The organism is Bradyrhizobium sp. USDA 372, assembly GCF_053629095.1.
The window spans coordinates 698,911-718,211 of sequence record NZ_JBRJHR010000001.1 but is presented as its reverse complement, the minus strand read 5'-3'; the positions used below and the strand labels follow the sequence as shown (position 1 = coordinate 718,211).

General features: G+C 64.9%; 17 protein-coding genes and 1 tRNA gene. 8 read left to right on the top strand and 10 right to left on the bottom strand.

The features are described from left to right. Positions 1-57 precede the first annotated feature (57 nt). The 7 genes from AB7M16_RS03410 to AB7M16_RS03380 all read left to right on the top strand — a co-directional run bounded on the left by AB7M16_RS03410 (position 58) and on the right by AB7M16_RS03380 (position 8,376). Positions 58-918 carry a class I SAM-dependent methyltransferase gene (locus tag AB7M16_RS03410; RefSeq protein ID WP_453943134.1) on the top strand — a complete coding sequence of 287 codons (861 nt, stop codon included), beginning with the start codon at positions 58-60 and terminating at the stop codon, positions 916-918. Positions 919-1,083: 165 nt separating this feature from the next. Beyond that, complete coding sequence (locus tag AB7M16_RS03405; protein WP_453943133.1) at positions 1,084-2,118, top strand: acyltransferase family protein; 1,035 nt, start codon at positions 1,084-1,086, stop codon at positions 2,116-2,118. Positions 2,119-2,198: 80 nt separating this feature from the next. Next, a complete protein-coding gene (locus tag AB7M16_RS03400) occupies positions 2,199-3,035 on the top strand; it encodes a class I SAM-dependent methyltransferase (protein WP_172783511.1) in 837 nt (278 codons plus the stop codon). After that, positions 3,032-3,898: a glycosyltransferase family 2 protein gene (locus AB7M16_RS03395; protein WP_172783512.1), complete on the top strand. Its 867-nt coding sequence runs from the start codon at positions 3,032-3,034 to the stop codon at positions 3,896-3,898. The genes AB7M16_RS03400 and AB7M16_RS03395 overlap by 4 nt, the downstream gene beginning before the upstream one ends. Positions 3,899-3,920: 22 nt before the next feature. Beyond that, positions 3,921-5,825: an asparagine synthase (glutamine-hydrolyzing) gene (gene asnB / locus AB7M16_RS03390; protein WP_453943132.1), complete on the top strand. Its 1,905-nt coding sequence runs from the start codon at positions 3,921-3,923 to the stop codon at positions 5,823-5,825. Then, a complete protein-coding gene (locus AB7M16_RS03385) occupies positions 5,765-6,691 on the top strand; it encodes a class I SAM-dependent methyltransferase (protein WP_453943131.1) in 927 nt (308 codons plus the stop codon). Before asnB ends, AB7M16_RS03385 begins: the two co-directional genes overlap by 61 nt. 2 nt (positions 6,692-6,693) lie before the next feature. Next, positions 6,694-8,376 carry a hypothetical protein gene (locus tag AB7M16_RS03380; protein WP_453943130.1) on the top strand — a complete coding sequence of 561 codons (1,683 nt, stop codon included), beginning with the start codon at positions 6,694-6,696 and terminating at the stop codon, positions 8,374-8,376. A gap of 13 nt (positions 8,377-8,389) precedes the next feature. Here the strand turns inward: AB7M16_RS03380 and AB7M16_RS03375 are convergent, their stop codons facing one another. From AB7M16_RS03375 to AB7M16_RS03350, 6 genes are all read right to left on the bottom strand, one after another. Then, positions 8,390-9,361, bottom strand: a complete 972-nt coding sequence (locus AB7M16_RS03375; protein WP_453943129.1) for a cation diffusion facilitator family transporter — start codon at positions 9,359-9,361, stop codon at positions 8,390-8,392. Positions 9,362-9,363: 2 nt separating this feature from the next. After that, on the bottom strand, positions 9,364-12,582 hold the full coding sequence (locus tag AB7M16_RS03370; protein WP_453943128.1) for an efflux RND transporter permease subunit: 3,219 nt from the start codon (positions 12,580-12,582) through the stop codon (positions 9,364-9,366). Then, entirely contained in the window at positions 12,575-13,552 is a 978-nt protein-coding gene (gene ihpB, locus AB7M16_RS03365; protein WP_453943127.1) for a divalent metal ion exporter adaptor subunit IhpB, read from the bottom strand. The genes AB7M16_RS03370 and ihpB overlap by 8 nt, the downstream gene beginning before the upstream one ends. After that, positions 13,549-14,823 (bottom strand): divalent metal ion exporter subunit IhpA, encoded by a 1,275-nt coding sequence (gene ihpA / locus AB7M16_RS03360; protein ID WP_453943126.1) that lies wholly within the window; start codon positions 14,821-14,823, stop codon positions 13,549-13,551. Before ihpA ends, ihpB begins: the two co-directional genes overlap by 4 nt. A gap of 55 nt (positions 14,824-14,878) precedes the next feature. Next, on the bottom strand, positions 14,879-15,241 hold the full coding sequence (locus tag AB7M16_RS03355) for a hypothetical protein (RefSeq protein ID WP_260379352.1): 363 nt from the start codon (positions 15,239-15,241) through the stop codon (positions 14,879-14,881). Positions 15,242-15,360: 119 nt separating this feature from the next. Beyond that, the gene (locus tag AB7M16_RS03350; protein WP_453943125.1) at positions 15,361-15,591 is read right to left on the bottom strand and encodes a hypothetical protein; all 231 of its coding nucleotides are present in this window, start codon (positions 15,589-15,591) and stop codon (positions 15,361-15,363) included. Between the two features lie 358 nt (positions 15,592-15,949). Between AB7M16_RS03350 and AB7M16_RS03345 the strand changes: the two genes are divergently transcribed. Beyond that, on the top strand, positions 15,950-16,840 hold the full coding sequence (locus tag AB7M16_RS03345; protein WP_260379350.1) for a hypothetical protein: 891 nt from the start codon (positions 15,950-15,952) through the stop codon (positions 16,838-16,840). Between the two features lie 56 nt (positions 16,841-16,896). Here AB7M16_RS03345 and pepT read toward each other — a convergent pair whose 3' ends face one another. The 4 genes from pepT to AB7M16_RS03325 form a co-directional block, all read right to left on the bottom strand. Then, positions 16,897-18,147, bottom strand: coding sequence for a peptidase T (gene pepT, locus AB7M16_RS03340; protein WP_453943124.1), 1,251 nt, complete (start codon positions 18,145-18,147; stop codon positions 16,897-16,899). A gap of 114 nt (positions 18,148-18,261) precedes the next feature. Beyond that, a complete protein-coding gene (locus AB7M16_RS03335; protein ID WP_172783522.1) occupies positions 18,262-18,591 on the bottom strand; it encodes an HU family DNA-binding protein in 330 nt (109 codons plus the stop codon). Between the two features lie 202 nt (positions 18,592-18,793). Continuing rightward, a tRNA-Asp gene (locus AB7M16_RS03330) sits at positions 18,794-18,870 on the bottom strand. A 160-nt stretch (positions 18,871-19,030) separates the two neighbouring features. Beyond that, entirely contained in the window at positions 19,031-19,234 is a 204-nt protein-coding gene (locus AB7M16_RS03325; protein ID WP_453943123.1) for a hypothetical protein, read from the bottom strand. Positions 19,235-19,301: the final 67 nt, after the last annotated feature.

Genomic DNA, 19,301 nt, shown 5'->3' with positions numbered 1-19,301 from the left:
CATGCGGCTAAGCCTCTCGGGGCCGATGGGAACGATCGGCATTTCGCGGAGAGGTTGATGCAGCAGCCCGGTGGACAGGCGGAGAATGCCGACCAGATCGCCTATTGGAACGGGCCGAGCGGGCAGCGCTGGGCCGATCGCCACGCGGTGCAGGAAAAGCTGCTCGGACCCATTGCCGACGTGCTGATCGACCGCGCCAAACCGAGGCTGGGCGAGCGCGTGATCGATGTCGGCTGCGGCTCCGGTGCAACGACTTTTGCCTTCGCGAAGGTGGTCGCGCCTGATGGCTTTGCGCTCGGCCTCGACGTCTCCGAGCCGATGCTGTCGCAGGCGCGGGCGCTTGCGCCAAAGGGCCTGCCGCTCGATTTCGTGCTGGCGGATGCGACCGTGCATCCGTTCGAGCCGGCGAGCTTCGATCTGCTCGCTTCACGCTTCGGCGTGATGTTCTTCGCCGATCCGATTGCGTCCTTCGTCAATGTGCGGCGTGCGTTGAAGCCGACCGGACGGCTCGCCTTCGCCTGCTGGCGCGAGCCGAAGGAGAACCCGTGGATGATGGCGCCGCTGATGGCGGTCTACAAGCACGTGCCGAAGATGCCGCCGGTCGGGCCGGAGGAGCCGGGCCCCTTCGCCTTCGCCTCGGAAGAGCGCGTGATGCGCATCCTCAAAGGCGCGGGCTTCGTCGACGTGGCAATGGAGCCGCATGATCTTGCGATGGACATCGCGATCGGCGGCGGCCTCGATGCCGCCGTCGACGGCGCGCTGCAGATCGGCCCGGCCAGCCGCGCGCTCCAGGGCCATCCGGCGGAGACGTACGAGGCCGCCAAGGCCTCGATCCGCGAGATGCTCGCGCCGTTCCTGAAGGGGCAGAGCGTGGTTCTGCAGGGCGCGATCTGGATCGTGACGGCAAGAGTAACGTAGAGGCGAGATACGTTGCCCCATCGGCAGACGACAAAGCTTGGTGCTCCCATGCCGCATGGTCGCAGCCGCAGCGCAAGTTTATCTGGCTGGAACCGGGCTTCCGATGCAAACAGTCGAAGTTGCGCGATATGCCCTTGCCATCTACAGTCCCGGCCCGAGCACGGAATGACACAAAATCAACTTCATGGCCGATTGCCCGGCGTTCAGGTCGGGCGTGCTGTCGCCGCTCTCGCGGTGTTCTACTTTCACACGCACCTTGCGATCGGCTATTTCGATCCAGCACGGCTTCACACCTGGCAGTTTCTGGCGGACCGCGGTGCTGCCGGAGTGGATCTCTTCTTCGCAATTTCCGGTTTCATCGTTTGCTACGTCTCGTCGGCACCGGGCTATACGCCCTTCAACTTCCTCGCCAAGCGCTTCTTTCGCATCTATCCCCTCAATGCGGTCGTGACCATCGTCATGGTCCTGCTCTTCAGCCGCAGCATTGGCGGGCCGCCGCATGAGATCGAGCTGGAGCGCGTACTGCGCTCGCTCCTGATCTTGCCGCAAAAGGCTCCGATGAATGCGGTCGGCTGGACGCTCGAATACGAGGTGATTTTCTACCTCGTCTCCGCCATCCTGATTCCCCTCGGTGGTGTCCGATTGCTGCTGCTCTGGTGCGTTGCCGCCGCCGCGATCGGGGCGGAGATCGACCCACAGCCTCCGATGATTGCTCGTTTCGTCCACGGTCACTATGCGAACTTTGCCGCTGGCGTATTCGCCTACATGATGGTCTCGCGGCTTTCGCCACGCTGGAGCTTCAGTCTGGTGCTGCTGGCTGCCGCGATTGGAGCCTACGCGTATGGGCTGCGACTGACACCCTGGATGACGCCCGTGGCGTGCTGCCTGGCCGTAGCCGGTATGGCGCTCCTGCCATCTGCGCCGCGCCCGGTCGAATGGCTTGGCGACATCTCTTACGGCCTTTACGTGTGGCACTGGCCCCTCTTCATGCTCTCGCCATGGCTGGCGCGTTGGATGCGGCTCGACACCGGAAGCGGCGAGATCTGGCGCTGGTGTCTGCTCTTGATTCTCGTCCTCGTCGCGTCCGCGTCGTGGATCTGGTTCGAGCGCCCGATCAATCGCTGGGCGGCGGGTTGGTTGGCGCGACGCTCGAAGACGGCTGTCGTGGCCGGCGCCGCAAGCTCCGATGTGAGAGGCTAGAGCTGCGATCGGCGATCAGATGCTTGCCGCACCGGCTCGGTGGGACGCACGGCATGCGAGGAAATATCCTCGCAGCCTGATTGCAACTGACGGGTGAACGGACGCCGAACAGCTTGAGAAACCCCGCTCTTGCTGCTAATCCCGAGCCGAACAGAGGTTCAGGATTCATGGCTCAGGTCTCTCGTTTACCGCAGCCGGTGCAGGCCGACCGTCTCAAGACGGGAGCGGCGACGTATTCGAGCGGCATCGCCGATGCGCAGAACTACATGAACTGGGTCATCGAGCAATTCCGCCCGTATCTGAAGGGACGAATCGTCGAAGTCGGGTTTGGTCATGGGCTCTACAGCAGGGTGCTCGGGGAACTCGGTGACTATTGCGGGGTGGACCACGACCGCGACAGCGTCGAGCAGGCCAGTCGGGCCATGCCGGACCGCAGCTTCGCCGTCTGCGACATTTTGGTTGCCGAACAGCTCCACGCGCTGTTTCCCGACGGGGTCGATGCGGTGTTCACCGTCAACGTGCTCGAGCACATCGAAGACGATGCCAAGGCGGTCGCCAATCTCGTCGATGTGCTCAAGCCGGGTGGACATCTTCTCATCAGCGTTCCGGCTCTCATGCTGCTCTACAACGATCTCGACCGGCTTGCGGGGCACTTCCGTCGCTACAGCACCGCGCGGTTGCGCGATATCCTGGCGGGCCAGCCTGTCGAGCTCGTCCGGTTGAGCTATTTCAACCCGATCGGCGGACTGGGGTGGCTGGCCAACCGGTTGAAGCGGCACGACTCGTTGAACGACGACGCCGTGAATGGACAGATCGCGCTGTTCGACAGGTACATGGTTCCGCTGTCGCGGGCACTCGATCCGCTGTCGCGAAGCTTTTTCGGGCAATCCGTCACCTGCATCGCACGGCGCGTATGATTTCGGTCGTCATTCCAGCGCTGAACGAGCGTAATGGCATCGTCGACACGATCACGCGCGCGAAGGCGGTTCTCGACGGAGCCCAGCTCACTCCTTATGAAATCATCGTCGTCGACGACGGATCGACCGACGGGACCGGTGCCCTGGCCGAGCAGGCCGGCGCCAAGGTCCTGAGGCACGCCCACAACATCGGCTACGGGCGCTCGCTCAAGGACGGCATTCGCATGGCGTCCTTTGAAGTGATCGTCATCAGCGATGCCGACGGCTCCTATCCGATCGAGGCCATACCGGCACTGATCGCACGCCTCAATGAGGGCTTCGACATGGTGGTCGGCGCCCGGACCGGTCCGAACTACCGGGAGTCGATGCTGAAGTCGCCGCTGCGCGCGGTGCTCAAGGTCATCGTCGAGTTCACCGCCAATCGCGAGATCCCGGACATCAATTCCGGTCTCCGCGCCTTCCGCCGCCAGGTGGCCATTTCCTATTTCGACCACGTCAGCGACCTCTTCAGCTTCACCACCTCCCTGACCCTCGCGTATATGATGAACGCGAAGTTCGTCGATTACATTCCGATCGATTACGCCGAGCGGATCGGACGGTCCAAGGTCAATCTGTTCCGCGATTCCCTTCGCACGCTTCAATACGTCCTCGAAGCCTGCACCTACTACAATCCGCTGAAGATCTTCGTGCTGCTGGCGATGTTGTGCATGCTGCTCGCGGTGGTTTCGCTGGTCGGCGGCATCATTCTGCAGCTCGTCAGCGGTTTCGTCCTCGGGGTCGGAGCCATCCTTCTCAGCATTCTCGTCGTGGCGATGGGGCTGCTGGCGGTGCTTCTGAAGCAGATCATGAACCAGCGACCATGACCATCGATCACGCCATAGCGCGATGTGCGGCATAGCCGGAATCTTCCATCGCGACGGCCGCCCGGCTGATCGCGGCACGGTCGCGGCGATGTCTGCGGCGTTGATCCATCGTGGGCCGGACGGAGACGGTTTCTGGCTGGACCAGTCCGTCGGCTTCGCTCACCGTCGGCTCGCCATCCGGGATCTGTCGGACGCTGGCCACCAGCCGATGCTCGATCCTTCCGGACGCATCGTCGTGACCTACAATGGCGAGATCTACAACGATGGCGAGCTGCGCCGCGAGCTCGAACGCTCCTTCGGCTTCCAGTTCCGCGGGCACTGCGATACGGAAATTCTGCCCTATGCCTATCTCGCATGGGGAGAGGCGATGTTCGAACGGCTGGAGGGTTTCTTCGCCGTCGGTCTCTGGGACCGGCAGGAGCGTCGCCTGATCCTTGCGCGTGACGGCATCGGCATCAAGCCGCTCTATTACTTCGATGACCGCAGCGATGTCGTGTTCGCGAGCGAGGTGAAGGGAATCCTGGCAAGCGGGCGCGTGGCGGCGGAAATCGATCCCGCTGCTCTGCACACGTTCCTGGCCGCCGGGCACACCGGGACCCGACAGAGTCTTTTCCGCGAGATCAGGCAGGTGCCTCCAGGCACGGTGATCAGCTTTGCCGCCAGCGAACGGACCGAGCGCCGCTTCTGGCGTCCGGTTCGCGCGCCGAGGGTCGACCGGTTGGATGAAGCGGTCGACCGCCTGCGGTCGACGATTCAAACGGTCGTCGAGAGCCAGATGGTGAGTGACGTGCCGCTGGGCGTGCTGCAAAGCGGAGGCGTTGACAGCTCACTCATCACGCTCACGCTGAAGCAGCTCGGATTGAAGCCGCCGTTGTTCACGGCAGGCTTTTCCGAGAAGAGCCATGATGAATCCGCCGCGGCAAAAGAGATCGCCGCAGCTGCGGGCCTGTCGGTCAGCGTGGTCGATGGGGAAGGAGGCGAGGATGCCGAGACGGCCCTTCGCGCGGTCGTCCATCATTTCGACGGGCAGTGCGCCGATACGGGTGCGCTTGGCTTCTACCGTCTGGCCGGTGCAGTCCGTCAGCATTGCAGCGTCGTTCTGTCCGGCGATGGCGGCGACGAGTTCTTCGCTGGATATGAGACCTACGCCGCAACTGCCATGGCGGAGCCCTTGCGCCGCGTCGTGCCGCGCGGCGTTGCGGGCATGACCGGCCGGTTTGCCTATGCCGCCGTTCGCGGCAACGAGAGACGTCTTCCCGCGGCGGCACAACTGGCCCGTTTTGCGCTGGGGCTCAGCGAGGAGGGCGACAGCCCGCATCTGCAATGGCGGCGGCTGGTCCCCCGATTCCTTGCCGCGAAGATCTACGCGCCGGAGATGGTCGATGTCGCAGCGGCCGACCCGTTCGCGGAATATGCGGAATATTATGCGGAGCCGCACGAAAACGTGCTGGATCGGGCGCTGATCGCCGACCAGCGTTTTCATCTCCAAAGCGTGCTCACGAAGGTCGATGCGATGAGCATGGCGCATTCGCTCGAGGTACGCGTTCCGATCCTTGATCGGCGGGTGATGGACCTCGCGGGGACGATCGATGTCGCGCTCCTCAATCCCTGGCCAAAGGGCGCCCCGAAATACGTGCTCCGCAAGCTCGCCGAGCGCCTGGGTATGCCCAGGGAAGCCGCATGGTCGCGCAAGCGCGGGTTCAACGTGCCCATTGCGCAACTGATGAGGCGCGGCGGCCTGCAAGCGATTTGCGATCGCGTCTTCAACAAGGAGCCGGACGTTTTCGTGCCTTATCTCAAGCCGGATGCGATCCGGATGCTGTGGAACGACCATCTGGAGCGGCGCAGCGACAACGCCTTCGCACTATGGCCCATTCTGACGTTGGGGATATGGCTGATGGGGCTCGCGGCCCCCCGGCCGCGTTGAGCGAGCTGGGCGCGCGCATGCCGGATCTGAAGGGACAGACGATCAGCGATTTCGGAGAGCAATGGACTGCTTTCCGGGACAACCCCGGCTATTACGGGTCGGCTGATCTGCTAGGCGACCTGTTCGGCCCGCTGTTGACGCTCGACGATATCAAGGGCGCGAGGGTCGCCGATATAGGCAGCGGCACCGGGCGTATCGTCAACATGCTGCTCGATGCGGGAGCCGATCGCGTCCTTGCGGTCGAACCATCGGCTGCATTCGAGGTCTTGAAGGCCAACACCACCGCCAAGGCGGACCGCATCGAGTATCTCCAGGTGCCCGGCGATCAACTGCCGCCCGGTCTTGGGCTCGACTACGTCGTCTCGATGGGCGTATTACACCATATCCCCGAGCCGGAGCCGGTCGTCCACGCCGCGTTCGCAGCGCTGCGGCCGGGCGGACGCTGCATCGTGTGGCTCTACGGCGTTGAAGGCAACGAGACCTATTTGTCGATCGCAATCCCGCTGCGCAAGCTCACGGTGCGGATGCCGCACCGGATGCTCGTGGCGCTGTCGCATCTGCTGGAGTTCGCCCTGACTGGCTATATCTGGCTCTGCCGGATTATTCCGCTTCCGATGCGCAGCTACATGCGTTCGGTCCTCGCGAAGTTTCCGCGCTCGGTTCGCCGTCTGACCATCTACGATCAGCTCAACCCCGCCTATGCGAAATACTATACCCGCGCCGAGGCGGAGGCGTTGCTGTCCGATGCGGGATTTGCGGATGTTCAGCTCTATCACCGGCATGGTTATAGCTGGACGGTGTCCGGCACCCGCCCGGCGGGGGCGCACGCTCAATCCGCGACCGAACATACCAAGGGCTTGCATTGAAGATGAACGAGGCACGCGCCGGTCGCCCTGGATTGTTGACTGCATTGCTGGGATGGACAAATTCCATCGCGTGGTTCTGGATCTGGGTCGGTGCGATCGGCTTTGTCTTGACCGTTCACCTTGCCTTCCTGGTGGCCTGGCCCGATCACTTCATCCATGAGGACGGCGGCGCCTACATCATTCAGGCGGAATCGATCCTGAAAGGGCAATATATCGAGGATGCGATCAAGCGGCCGTACGGTGTGGCGGTCTTCCTTGTGCTGCTTTCGAAGCTGTTTGGCCCACACATCCTGGTCTTCGTTATCGCCCAGCACCTGATGAGCGTCGGCACCGCTCTTCTCGTTGCCGCGACCGTACGCATGGCCGGTGCGCCCCGCTTCTTCGCGCTCCTGGCCTTTTTTTTCGCGGCGCTGCATGGCCGCATCATCCACTACGACAATACGGTGGGCGCCGAGACGATTTCCAACTTCCTGGTGAGCCTTGCGGCCTTCATTGCCGCCGGCGCAGCGTTCAGGAACTGGCCGCCATTTCTCGCTTCGGCGTGCGTGGGCTTGACGCTCGGGGCGCTCATGGTGTGCCGGTCGGCGGCGATAGGCCAGGCCGTCGTCATTCTGCTGTGGTTGCTTTTGGTGCTCGATGCCCGCTTGCTGCGTCGCCTCGGCGCGCTTGGACTGGCAGCCGTCCTGGCTTCGGCGGTCTACCTCACCCCGACGGCAATCAACGCCGTGATCGGGAAGCGATCCAGCGGCAACGAGATCCTTGCCGTGATCTCCTTCGTGATCGGCTATTCCGGAGATTTCGATCAAGGCATCCATCTCGAGCATAAGGCACAGGCACGCGAGTACGTTGCGAAGATGCGGGCCGCCGACACCAGCCTTGGTTGGCCCGACGTCGGTGAATATCAATGGCCGTTCGGCGCAGTGCACCGATTGAAGATGGCCGGGGAGAACGATGCGGATCTCGAGAGGATCGCGCGTGACATCTTCATCGAGACGCTGACGACGCCTTCGACGCTGTATCGGCATCTGACCAGGCACTTCCTCCGGGAAATGGATTTCCTGCTGTTCGACGCGAATTCGGTTGCGCGGCGGGCGCCGAGTCCACAGGGCTACGAGGCCTTCGTCCAGCGCGAGCCCTATCCATATTTTGGCAGTCCCACCGGTTTCCAACGCGGCCAGCTGATTCAGGACTATTACAAGCCCGGCTGGCCGCTAGCACGGTTTTTGCCGACCGCAGATCAGCTGCAGGGCTACCTGAGCGAAGTCATGCGGCATGGCTACGCGCCGAGTTCGGACCTTGTGCCGTTTTGCTGCGGCGTGAAAGTCTCCACCGAGTACGATGACCGTGCGGGACCGATCGTGTGGCTGTCCTCGGCGACACTCGGGCTGGCACTCGTTCTGCTGATCGGCGTCCCCGCGAGCTATGCAGGCTTCGTTCGCCGCGTTCCGCGCGGCCTTGTTGCGGTCGGCGCCCTGATGATCCTGCTCGCGCTGGTCAGCGCCGCATTTCCAGCCTTCCTCATCTATGGCTTCAATCGCTACGGCTACTACGCCATTCCCTTCCTCGGCGGCTCGAGTGCCGTGCTGCTTTGGCTGCTGTTCGAAAGCATCAGGGGCCACGGCGGCAAGTCTGATCGCGGCAAGGGGAAGGGCGGGCGCGTGACCGACGCCGCGGCTCGGTCATGACGCCAGGAGGTTTTCACACCACATCATCCGGCGCGAGCGCGCAGCCATTGTCGGGATGCGTCTCGACCTGAAGCGTGGTGTGGCCGATGCGGAAGGATGTCTTGAGGAGCTGCGTCGTCTGCATCAGGAATGCGTCGTCGCTGCCGGCCGGCATCACGAGATGGCAGGTCAGCGCCGTCTCGGTGGTCGAGATCGGCCAGACGTGGAGATCGTGAAGCCCTGAGACGCCCGGCCGCGCCAGCAGGAATGCCCTGATTGCGGCGAGGTCGGTGCCCTTGGGCGCGGCCGCCATCGACATGTCGATGGAGCCGCGCAAGAGGCTGGTCGTGCTCCAGAGGATGGTGGCGCAGATGACGAGGCTGGTGATGGGGTCGAGCCAGAGCCAGCCGGTCCAGATGATCAGCGCCGCCGAGACCACGACGCCGAGCGAGACCGCGGCGTCGGCGGCCATGTGCAGATAGGCGCCTTCGATGTTGATGTCGTCCTTGCGGCCGTTCGCGAACAGCAGGGCGGTAAAACCGTTGATGAGGATGCCGATGCCCGCAACCACCATCACGGTGACACCTGCGACCGGCTCCGGCTCGCGCAGGCGCAGGATCGCCTCCCAGCCGATGGCGCCGGTTGCGACCAGCAGGAACACCGCATTGGCCAGCGCCGCCAGGATGGTGGAGGCGCGAAAACCGTAGGTGAAGCGGCCGCTGGGCGCGCGGCGGGCTGCGATCGAGGCGCCCCAGGCAATGACGAGGCCGAGCACGTCGGACAGGTTATGGCCGGCATCGGCGAGCAGGGCGGTGGAGTTGCCGACATAGCCGTAAATCGCCTCGGCCACGACGAGCGCGGTGTTGAGCGTAATGCCGAGCGCGAACGCCTTGCCGAAATTGGCGGGCGCATGGACATGGCCGTGCCCGTGACCATGATCGTGGCCATGCGCATGCGAGTGGCCCGCATGATCATGGTGATGACCGTGGTGGTCGTGGCTGCCCAATTCTAGCGCTCCGCGGACGCCGCCAAATCAGACGCCATTGTAGGCCTTTCATTTGCCACGTCACGGCGGAACAGCACGTAGAGCGCCGGCAGCACCAGCAGCGTCAGGATGGTCGAGGAGATGATGCCCCCGATCACCACGGTCGCGAGCGGCCGCTGCACCTCGGCGCCGGCGCCGGTGGCGAGCGCCATCGGCACGAAGCCGAGCGAGGCGACGAGCGCGGTCATCAGCACCGGGCGCAGCCGCGTCAGCGCACCTTCGCGCACGGCCTCCGCGACCGAGCGCCCCTCGCTGCGCAGACGCTCGATGAAGGCGATGATGACGAGGCCATTGAGAACGGCGACGCCCGACAGTGCGATGAAGCCGACGCCGGCGCTGATCGACAAGGGAATGTCGCGCAGCAGCAGCGCGGCGACGCCACCGGTCAGCGCCAGCGGCACGCCCGAAAACACCAGCGCCGCATCGGCCGCCGATCCCATGCCCATGAACAGCAGCAGGAACACCAGCAGCAGCGCTACCGGCACCACGATCGTCAGCCGCTTGGTGGCCGAGACCAGCTGCTCGAACTGGCCGCCCCAGCCGATGAAGTAACCCGCCGGCAGCTTGACCTTCTCCGCCACTGCCGCCTCGGCCTCGGCCACGAAGGAGCCGAGGTCGCGCGCGCGGACATTGGCGGTGACGACGATCCGCCGCTTGCCGTTCTCGCGGCTGATCTGGTTCGGCCCCGGCGTCGCATCGACGGTGGCGACCGATGACAGCGGCACGTAGCGCATCTGGGCGAGGGAAGAGCTGGCCAGCGCGGTACGAACGGCCGTGCCGGAGCCGGCGTCCTCGGCGGGCGGCAGCGGAATCGGGATCGCGCGGATCGCCTCAAGATTGCCGCGCAAATGCTCGGGCAGGCGCACCACGATGTCGAAGCGCCGATCGCCTTCGAACAGCTTGCCCGCCGACTTGCCGCCGACTGCGATCTCGACGATGCCCTGCACTTCGGCGACGCTGAGGCCATAGCGGGCGAGCGCCTGGCGATCGAGGCGGACGGTGAGGATCGGCAGGCCCGCGACCTGCTCGATCTTGACGTCGCTGGCGCCGCGGATGCCGCGGATCGCGGCCTCCACCTGCCTGGCGGCGCCTTGCAGGATGTCGAGATCGTCGCCGAAGATTTTGACGCCGACGTCCGTGCGCACGCCGGAGATCAGCTCGTTGACGCGGAACTGGATCGGCTGGGAGATTTCATAGGCGCTGCCGGGAATCTCGTCGGCAGCACGCTCGATGGCCTCGATCACCTCCGATTTCGACTTGCCCGGGTCGGGCCATTCGGCACGCGGCTTCAGCATGACGTAGCCATCGGTCTGCGCCGGCGACATCGGATCGGTGGCGATCTCCGCGGTGCCGATGCGGGTGAAGAACTCCTTCACCTCCGGAACCTGCTTGATGCGTTTTTCCAGCGCCTTCTGAAGGTCCAGCGACTGGGTGAGGCTGGTGCCGGGAATCCGGATCGAAGCCAGCGCGACGTCGCCTTCGTCGAGGCTCGGAATGAACTCGCCACCCATCCGCGAAGCGGCGATGCCGCTCGCGACCACGATGACCACGGCCATGATCGCGACCGCGGCCCGATTGTCGATGGCAAAACGGAGCAGGGGGAGATAGCCGCGCTTTGCCGCCCGCATGAACAGGTTCTCATGTTCGGACACCTTGCCGGTGACGAAGATGGCAACGGCTGCCGGCACGAAGGTGATGGAGAACAGCACGGCCGCGCCGAGCGCCATCAGCACCGTCAGCGCCATCGGCGTGAACATCTTGCCCTCGACGCCGGTCAGCGTCAGCACGGGCAGGTAGACCACGGCGATGATCAGCGCTCCGAACAGGCTCGGCTTGATGACCTCGCTCGACCCGCGCAGAATCGCGCGCAGCCGTTCGGCGGTCGTGAGCAGGCCGCCTTTCTCGCGCTGGGCCGCCGCCAGCATGCGCAGGCAATTTTCGACGATGATGACGGCACCATCGACGATGATGCCGAAGTCGATGGCACCCAGTGACATCAGGTTGCCGCTGACCTTGGTCTCGACCATGCCGGTGATCGTCATCGCCATCGACAGCGGAATGACGCAGGCCGTGACCAGCGCGGCGCGGATGTTGCCGAGGATCAGGAACAGCACGGCCACCACCAGCGCCGCGCCTTCAAGCAGGTTGTTCTTGACGGTGCCGATGGTGGCTTCGACCAGGTCGGTGCGGTCGTAGACGGTCCGCGTCACGACGCCCTCGGGCAGCGATTTTGCGATCTCCTCGAGACGGGCCCCGACGCGGCGGGCGACGCTGCGGCTGTTCTCGCCGATCAGCAGCATGGCGGTGCCGAGCACGGTCTCCTCGCCGTTGCGTGTCGCGGCACCCGTGCGCAGATCGCGACCCTCAGTAACGGTCGCGACATCCCTGATCCTGACGGGATTGCCGCCGCGCGAGCCGATCACGATGTCCTGGATCTCGCCGATATTGCCGACCTGGCCCGGCGAGCGAACCAGATATTGCTCGCCGTTGCGTTCGATATAGCCGGCCCCGACATTGGCGTTGTTGGCGGCGAGCGCCGTCATCACGTCGCGAAAGCCGAGCCGGTAGGCCATCAGCTTGCCGGGGTCGGGCAGCACGTGGAATTGCCGCTCGAAGCCGCCGATCGTGTTGACCTCGATCACGCCAGGCACGTTGCGAAGCTGCGGCCGGATGATCCAGTCCTGCACGGTGCGCAAATCGGTCAGGGAATAGTCGCGGCCGCCCTGCGTCTTTGCGCCCGCCCTGGTCTCCACGGTGTACATGAAGATCTCGCCGAGGCCGGTCGAGACCGGACCCATGGCGACCTCGACGCCCGCCGGCAGCTGGTCCTTCACCTGCTGAATGCGCTCGCCGACGAGCTGCCGGGCGAAGTAGATGTCGGTGCCGTCCTTGAACGCGATCGTCACCTGGCTGAGGCCGTAGCGCGACAGCGAGCGGGTGTAGTCGAGCTTGGGCAGGCCGCCCATCGCGGTCTCGACCGGGAAGGTGATGCGCTGCTCGATCTCGAGCGGCGAATAACCGGGGGCGCGGGTGTTGATCTGGACCTGGACGTTGGTGATGTCAGGCACCGCGTCGATCGGCAGGCGCTGGAAATTCCAGGTGCCAAAGGCGAGGGCGCCGAGCGCGAGTACCAGCACCAGCCAGCGCTGATGCAGCGAGATGGCGATGAGACGCTCAATCATGCTCGGCCTCGCCCTTGCCCATCTCCGCCTTCACGACGAAGCTGTTCTCCGCGACGTAATGCTCGCCGGGCGAAAGGCCCGCCTTGATCTCGACGTGGCGCGGATCGGAATCGCCGAGCTCGACCGGGCGGGCTTCGATCTTGTCGCCGTCCTCGCGTACGAACACGATGGTCCTGTTCTCCAGCGTCTGGATCGCGCTCCGGCGCACCGCGACCGCGACATTGCGCGCCGCGAGGATCAGCCGTGCCGTGACGAACAGGCCGGGCCGCAGGCGACCGTCCGGATTGGGCAGCACCACGCGCGCCAGCGCGGTCTGGGTCTCGCTACTGCCGATCGGCGCCATGTAGGAGATCGTGCCCTTGATCTCGCCGCGGCCGTCGTCTGGATCGATCAGCACCTCGTCATTGATGCGGACGCGCCTTAAGTCCTGACGGTAGATCGACAGGTCGACCCAGATGGTGGAGAGATCGGCGACGACGAAGGCCGGCTTCTGCTCGGAGGCGTATTCGCCGAGCGAGATCTGCCGCTCGATGATGGTGCCGGCAATCGGCGCCTTCAGTTCATAGACGGTGAGGCTCTGGTTGCTTTCGATCGCGGCAAGCAGATCGTCCTTGCCGACCTTGTCGCCGATCCGCTTCTGGATGGATTTGGCGAGGCCCGGAAAGCGCGGGGTCACCTGCACCACGGCTTCCTGGTTGGCGCGCAGGATGCCGTTGAAGGCGAGCGTGTCGGTCAGTGTGGCGCTCGCGGCTTCCGCCAGGGTGACGCCCGCGGCGGCCAGCTTCACGTCGGAGATGCGGATGCGGTCGGCGCCGTGCTCGTCCTGCTCGACATGGTCGTTCGGCTTCTTCGGCTCGGAATGCTCAGCGTGCTCGGCGGGCGCGACCTTGCCGGGGGCGAGCAGGGAATAGCCGTAAGCGCCGAGCGCGGCGGCAACGATGGCTATCAGGATGGTCGAGGACGTTTTCATCGTGCGCTCTCCCGCGCCAGCGTGAAGGGATTGCCGACGAGGCCTTCGATGGTCGCGACGCCCGCGTGGAAATTCTGCAGCGCCTCCTGCTCGCGCAGCCGCGCCTGGGTCACGCTGGCCTGGGCGTCCAGCACTTCGAGCAGGGTGAAGCGGCCCTGGCCGTAGCCTTGCGAGATCGCCTCGGACGCTTCGACGGCCTTGGGGATCGCGGTCTCGCGCAGCACCGCGAGCTCGCGCAGCGAGCCCTGGAGCGAATCATAGGCGCGTCCGGCGATCACGATCAGCGCGTTGCGGTTGGCCTCGCGCTCGGCTCTGGTCTTGGCGAGGCTTTCCTGGGCCGAAAGGATGTTGCCCTGGTTCTGGTCGAACACGGGGATCGGCACCGAGACGGACAGACGCAACGCGTCGTCATTGGTCTCGCTATAGTGACGCCATCCGGCCGCGATCCGCACGTCCGGATACGGCTTGAGCCGCGCCAGCAAGAGCTCGGCATTGCGCTGGGCATAGACCGCGGTCCAGCGCACCAGCTGCGGATTGGCGTCGATGGCGGCGACAACCGCCTGGAACGTCGGCGGGCGTCCGGTGGTCTCGAGCCGGCCGGAGACCTCGCCGAATTTTGCGGACGCATCGCCCATCAGCACTGCAAGCTCGCGCCGGGCGCTCGCCAAGGTCGCCTTGAAGCGCTCGCGGTCGGCCTTCACCAGGGCGGAGGCGACCTCGGCGCGGCCGGTCTCGGCCGGCGACGAGGCGCCGGCTTCGACCCGGCGACGCAGGAGCGGCGTCAGCCGGTCGATCGCGGCAATCTGCTCGTCTAGGATCTGGATGCGCCGCTGGGCGCCGAGCACGCTGAGAAAGGCGATCGCGGTCTCCGACAGCACCTCCAGCCTGACGGCTTTGCGCTGGATCGCGGCGACCTCGACGCCGGCTGCGCCTGCGGCAATCCGCGCCTCGCGCTTGCCGAACAGCTCGAAGGCCTGGCTGATCTGCAGCGTGGTCTCGGCCGAGCGCGTTCCGCGATATCTGCCGGAGCCGAATGAATCGTCCTGTTCATAGGACAGCTCCGGATTGAGCAGGGCGCCCGCCTGGATGCGCTGGCCCGTGGCGATGCCGACGTCGCGCTCCGCCGCCGTCAGCCGCGGGCTCGCCGCCAGCGCGCGCGCCAGGGCGCTCCGCATCGTCAAAGTCTGGGCGTGCGATGGTGCAAGCGCCGATGCTGCAATCAGACACGCTGCCGCGCACGCCAGGCGCGCGGCCATTCCCCTGCGAAACATGAAACCGACCTGTGAAGGATGAAGCTAATGGGCGCGGGGCGCCCGACCAATCCGTTCAGGCAATAGGTCTGGGAGGGGGAGAGTCGGTATCGGGAACAATTCCGGCGAGCCGGGAGGCCCGTTGCGGGCTCGGCGCCGACGCAAGCGCGGTCGCTGCCGTCGATGGCATCGGCTGTGCCACGGTCAGCGAGAAGCAGCCGTGGCAATGATGTCCGCCGATGGCCTTGTGGTCGCTATGGCCGCCGGCGCCATCGAGGACCGCGGCGATCTCCGAGCCGCCGCGGGGCGTGGTGACGTCGATATCGTGTGCGCCGTGCAGCACGCCCGCGAGCAGATAGACAGCCGCGATCAGCACGGACAGCAGCCCGCGCCGGGCGCGCGAGCGGCAGGATCCTGAGGGCTGGCGGTTTGCGAGCACGACGTCACTCTGGTTGCGGTCTGTGCTCGGCCTAGCATGGGCGCGGGACAGTGTCGACCCGCAACATTGTTACGTCCCTGGAACAATTGCCGCAGCAGCGCATGCGGTGCCAGCGCCTCTCACTGGCGAACGATGGCGCGCCGAAGTGGCACCATGGCTTCGATCGTGGGGGCCGGAGCTCCGCTGCCGTCGTCACCTTCCATGGTGATGGCGGCCCGACAGCTCGCTTCCATCGCCCGTTCCAGCCACTTGATGGCCTCGTCGATCCATTGGTCGTGGTGCTCGGGATCGGCGAGGGCTTTCTCCCGGAATGCATTCGCCTGATGCAGGCACGCCGTTCTGCGGTCCACGCGCCTCTCCTGATCTGCAGGTTCCGCCTGATCGCATCATTGATGATCCCGGCCCCGGCGTCGTTAACATACGACAGGAGGAGACGCGCCGGCCGCAACGCGGAAAGGCCCCAGCCGGACGAGCCGGCTGAGGCCTCATGTGCTCACAATTTCTATCCTTGGGACTTGGACAGATAACCCGCATCTTCCAAGTTCGTTCCATCCGATCTGTCCAATTAGGAACGTTCCTCATACCTCGCGATTAGCGATCAGAAGATCTGAGGAGGACGGACAATGGACGGATTGATTTATCTGATCGGCTTGATCGTCGTCATCATGGCGATCCTGTCGTTCTTCGGCCTGCGCTGAGAGCGCGGCAATGACCGTAGAAACTCTCATGCGGGAAGAGGTCATGGAAAGCGGCCTGGCAGTCGAGGCGCCTCGAACGATCCAGTGGAGCTCGGTGTTCGCGGGCGCGCTTGCTGCGAGCGCAATGTCATTCATCCTGATCGGTTTTGGTGTCGCGGTCGGCCTCGGTGTGAGTTCGGCCTCGCCGACCTGGCGCGATGCCTCGGCAGCGCTGGCGCTACTCTCCGGGCTCTATCTGATCATCCAGGCGATCGTCAGCTTCGGCTTCGGCGGCTACATCGCCGGCCGGACGACCCGGCCCGAGCCCGTGCTTGCAACGATCGAGGATGACGGCGAGCGGCGGGATGGACTCCATGGCCTGACGGCCTGGGCGCTGGCGGTCCTGGCCGGCGCAGCTCTGCTCGCGCTCCTCGGCGCTGCCGCGATCGACCGTTCGCCGATGCGCAGCTCGGCGAGCAACACCTCGGCGGCCGAGCCCTTGTTGAGCTATGAGCTCGACAAGCTGTTCCGCGCGCCGCGCCGCGCGCCGAACGCTGACCTGAGGGAACCGCGCGCCGAAGCCGGACGTATCCTGATGACCTCGTCCAGCCACAGCGGCGTCAGCACCGACGATCGGGCCTACCTCGTGCAACTGGTCGCCGCGGCGACGGGACTGGCGGCCCCCGAATCCGAGCGGCGGGTCGATGCGCTGATCGCAGACTCGAAGACGGCCATCAACCGCGCGCGACGCAACTCGATCATCGTGGCGTTCTCGGTCGCAGCCGCGACCCTGATCGGCGCCGCAGTGGCCTGGGCTGCAGCCGTTGCCGGCGGCCGGCATCGTGACGGCGCACCGTTGCCGAGCTGGATGGCGAGCGCCAACCGCTTCCATCGCAATCCGCGCGCAATGCCGGTGCCGTAGGCTCTCAATCAATGGCCGGGCGCAAGCCCGGCCATCGTCGACGTCTGCAGGAAGGCTCAGGCCTTCTCTTCCCAGATCATCGCCAGATGCACGATGGTCTCCACCGCCTTTTCCATATCCTGCCGGCTGACCCATTCGAGCCGCGAATGAAACGCGTGCTCGCCGGCGAAGATGTTGGGGCAGGGCAGGCCCATGAAGGACAGGCGCGAGCCGTCGGTGCCGCCGCGGATCGCGGTGCGCATCGGCCGCAGGCCGGCGCGACGGATCGCCTCGATGGCGTATTCGAGCACGTGCGGGTGACGATCGATCACCTGCTTCATGTTGCGGTACTGCTCCTTGACCTCGAACGTGTAGGTCGAGCGCGGATAGTCCTTCATCACGTCCTTGACGATGTCCTCGAGCAGCGCCTCCTTCTCCTTCAGCCCTTCCTCGGTGAAGTCGCGGACGATGAAGGAGAGCGTCGCCTGCTCCAGCGCGCCCTCAATGCCGATCGGATGCAGAAAGCCTTGCTTGCCCGAGGTGGTCTCGGGCGAGCAGCCCTCCTTCGGCAGACGCTCGACGATGGCGGCGGCGATCTTGATCGCGTGCTCCATCTTGCCCTTGGCGTAGCCGGGATGGGCGCTGACGCCGTTGATGGTGATGGTGGCACCGTCGGCCGAGAACGTCTCGTCCTCGACGCAGCCGGCGCTCTCGCCGTCCATGGTGTAGCCGAAATCGGCCCCCAGCTTCTTCAGGTCGACATTGTCGACGCCGCGGCCGATCTCCTCGTCCGGCGTGAACAGGATCTTGATGGTGCCGTGCTTCACGTCGGGGTTGTTGAGGAAGAAATGCGCGGCATCCATGATCTCGGCAACGCCGGCCTTGTTGTCGGCCCCCAACAGCGTGGTGCCGTCGGTGGTGATGATGTCGTTGCCGATCTGGTTCTTCAGCGCGGGGTGCTCATTGAAGCGGATCACCTGGCTGGTGTCGCCGGGCAGGATGATGTCGCCGCCGCGATAGTTCTTCACGACTTGCGGCTTGACGCCCTTGCCGGTGACGTCGGGCGAGGTGTCCATGTGCGAGCAGAAGCAGATCACCGGCACCTTCTTGTCGGTGTTGGCCGGGATCGTTGCGTAGACGTAGCCGTATTCGTCGAGATGCGCGTCCGCAACGCCCATGGCCTTCAGCTCGGCAGCGAGCACGCGGCCGAGATCTTTCTGCTTCTCGGTCGAGGGCGAGTGAGGCGATGCCGGATCGGACTGGGTGTCGATGGTGACGTAGCGCAGGAAGCGCTCGGCCACGGTATGCGAAAAGGAGAGGGAGGACATTTCTGGTCAAACCGCCGAGTTCGGGAAGCAGGCGGTATATCAGAAAAGCGGGCCGTGAAGCGGCCGGAACGGGCTCGGGCCAGGCCTAACGACCAGGCTTAACGAAAAGTGGCCTCAGATCGCCTCCTTCAGTTCCTTTACCGGGCGGAACGCGACCTTCCTGCTGGCCTTGATGTGGATCGCTTCGCCGGTGGTCGGATTGCGGCCGGTGCGGGCGGCGCGCTTGCGGACCTGGAGGATGCCAAGGCCGACGATGCGGACCCGGTCGCCCTTCTTGAGGTGCTTGGCGATCAGATCGACCATGTCGGTCAGGACCGCCTCGGCGTGCTTTTTGGAGACATCCTGGCGGTCGGCAATGTCGGCAGCGAGGTGCTTGAGCGTGATCGTGGCGGGCGCGGCTGTCTTCTTCGCCGAATCCCTCTTAGCCGGATCCTTCTTAGCCATGTCTGGCCTCCTCATCGTCCAATGACAGGGAGTCCCGAAAAAAGCCGAGAATATGGGGGGTCCCTCTAAGCCCTTCTAGGCGTAGACGATTCGGACGCGGGCTGACTATGCCGAGAGTTCCCGGCAGCCGCCTGAAATTGCGCGCAGAGCCGCGAAAAGCGTCGAGAAGTTCGGGCTAAGCTTATGAGGGGATTGCCAAAAATGGCGCGAGAGACGGGGCTCGAACCCGCGACCTCCGGCGTGACAGGCCGGCGCTCTAACCAACTGAGCTACTCCCGCGTGGTTCGCTGAACGCGCGCGGAACGAGGGGGGACTTAAAGGGGGGACATGGTGAAGTCAAGGACGTTGCGCTTCCCCCGGGCGTCCCCGCTAAGCATTGCTCTGGAAAACGAAAAAGGCCGCCCAGCGGCGGCCTATGGTCAGCCCAAAAGGGCAGATATCAGCGAATCTCGGACGTGCCCGCGCTGGTCACCACCACCGGCTTGCCGGCCTTGATCACATGGGTGGACTGGGCGGTCTGGCCGTAATCGGCATTGGTGCGGGCCGCGATCCCGAAGCCGGCCACGGCAATGCCGGCTACCAGCGCCACCACCACGATCTTCAGGTGGGTCGCACGATCAGCAGAATGAATTGAGTGGTTCATCTGAGCCTCCGGGCGGGCTTTGCCGCCGTCTATGGGCTCATCTTCTAGGGGCCATCTGTTTCCGGAT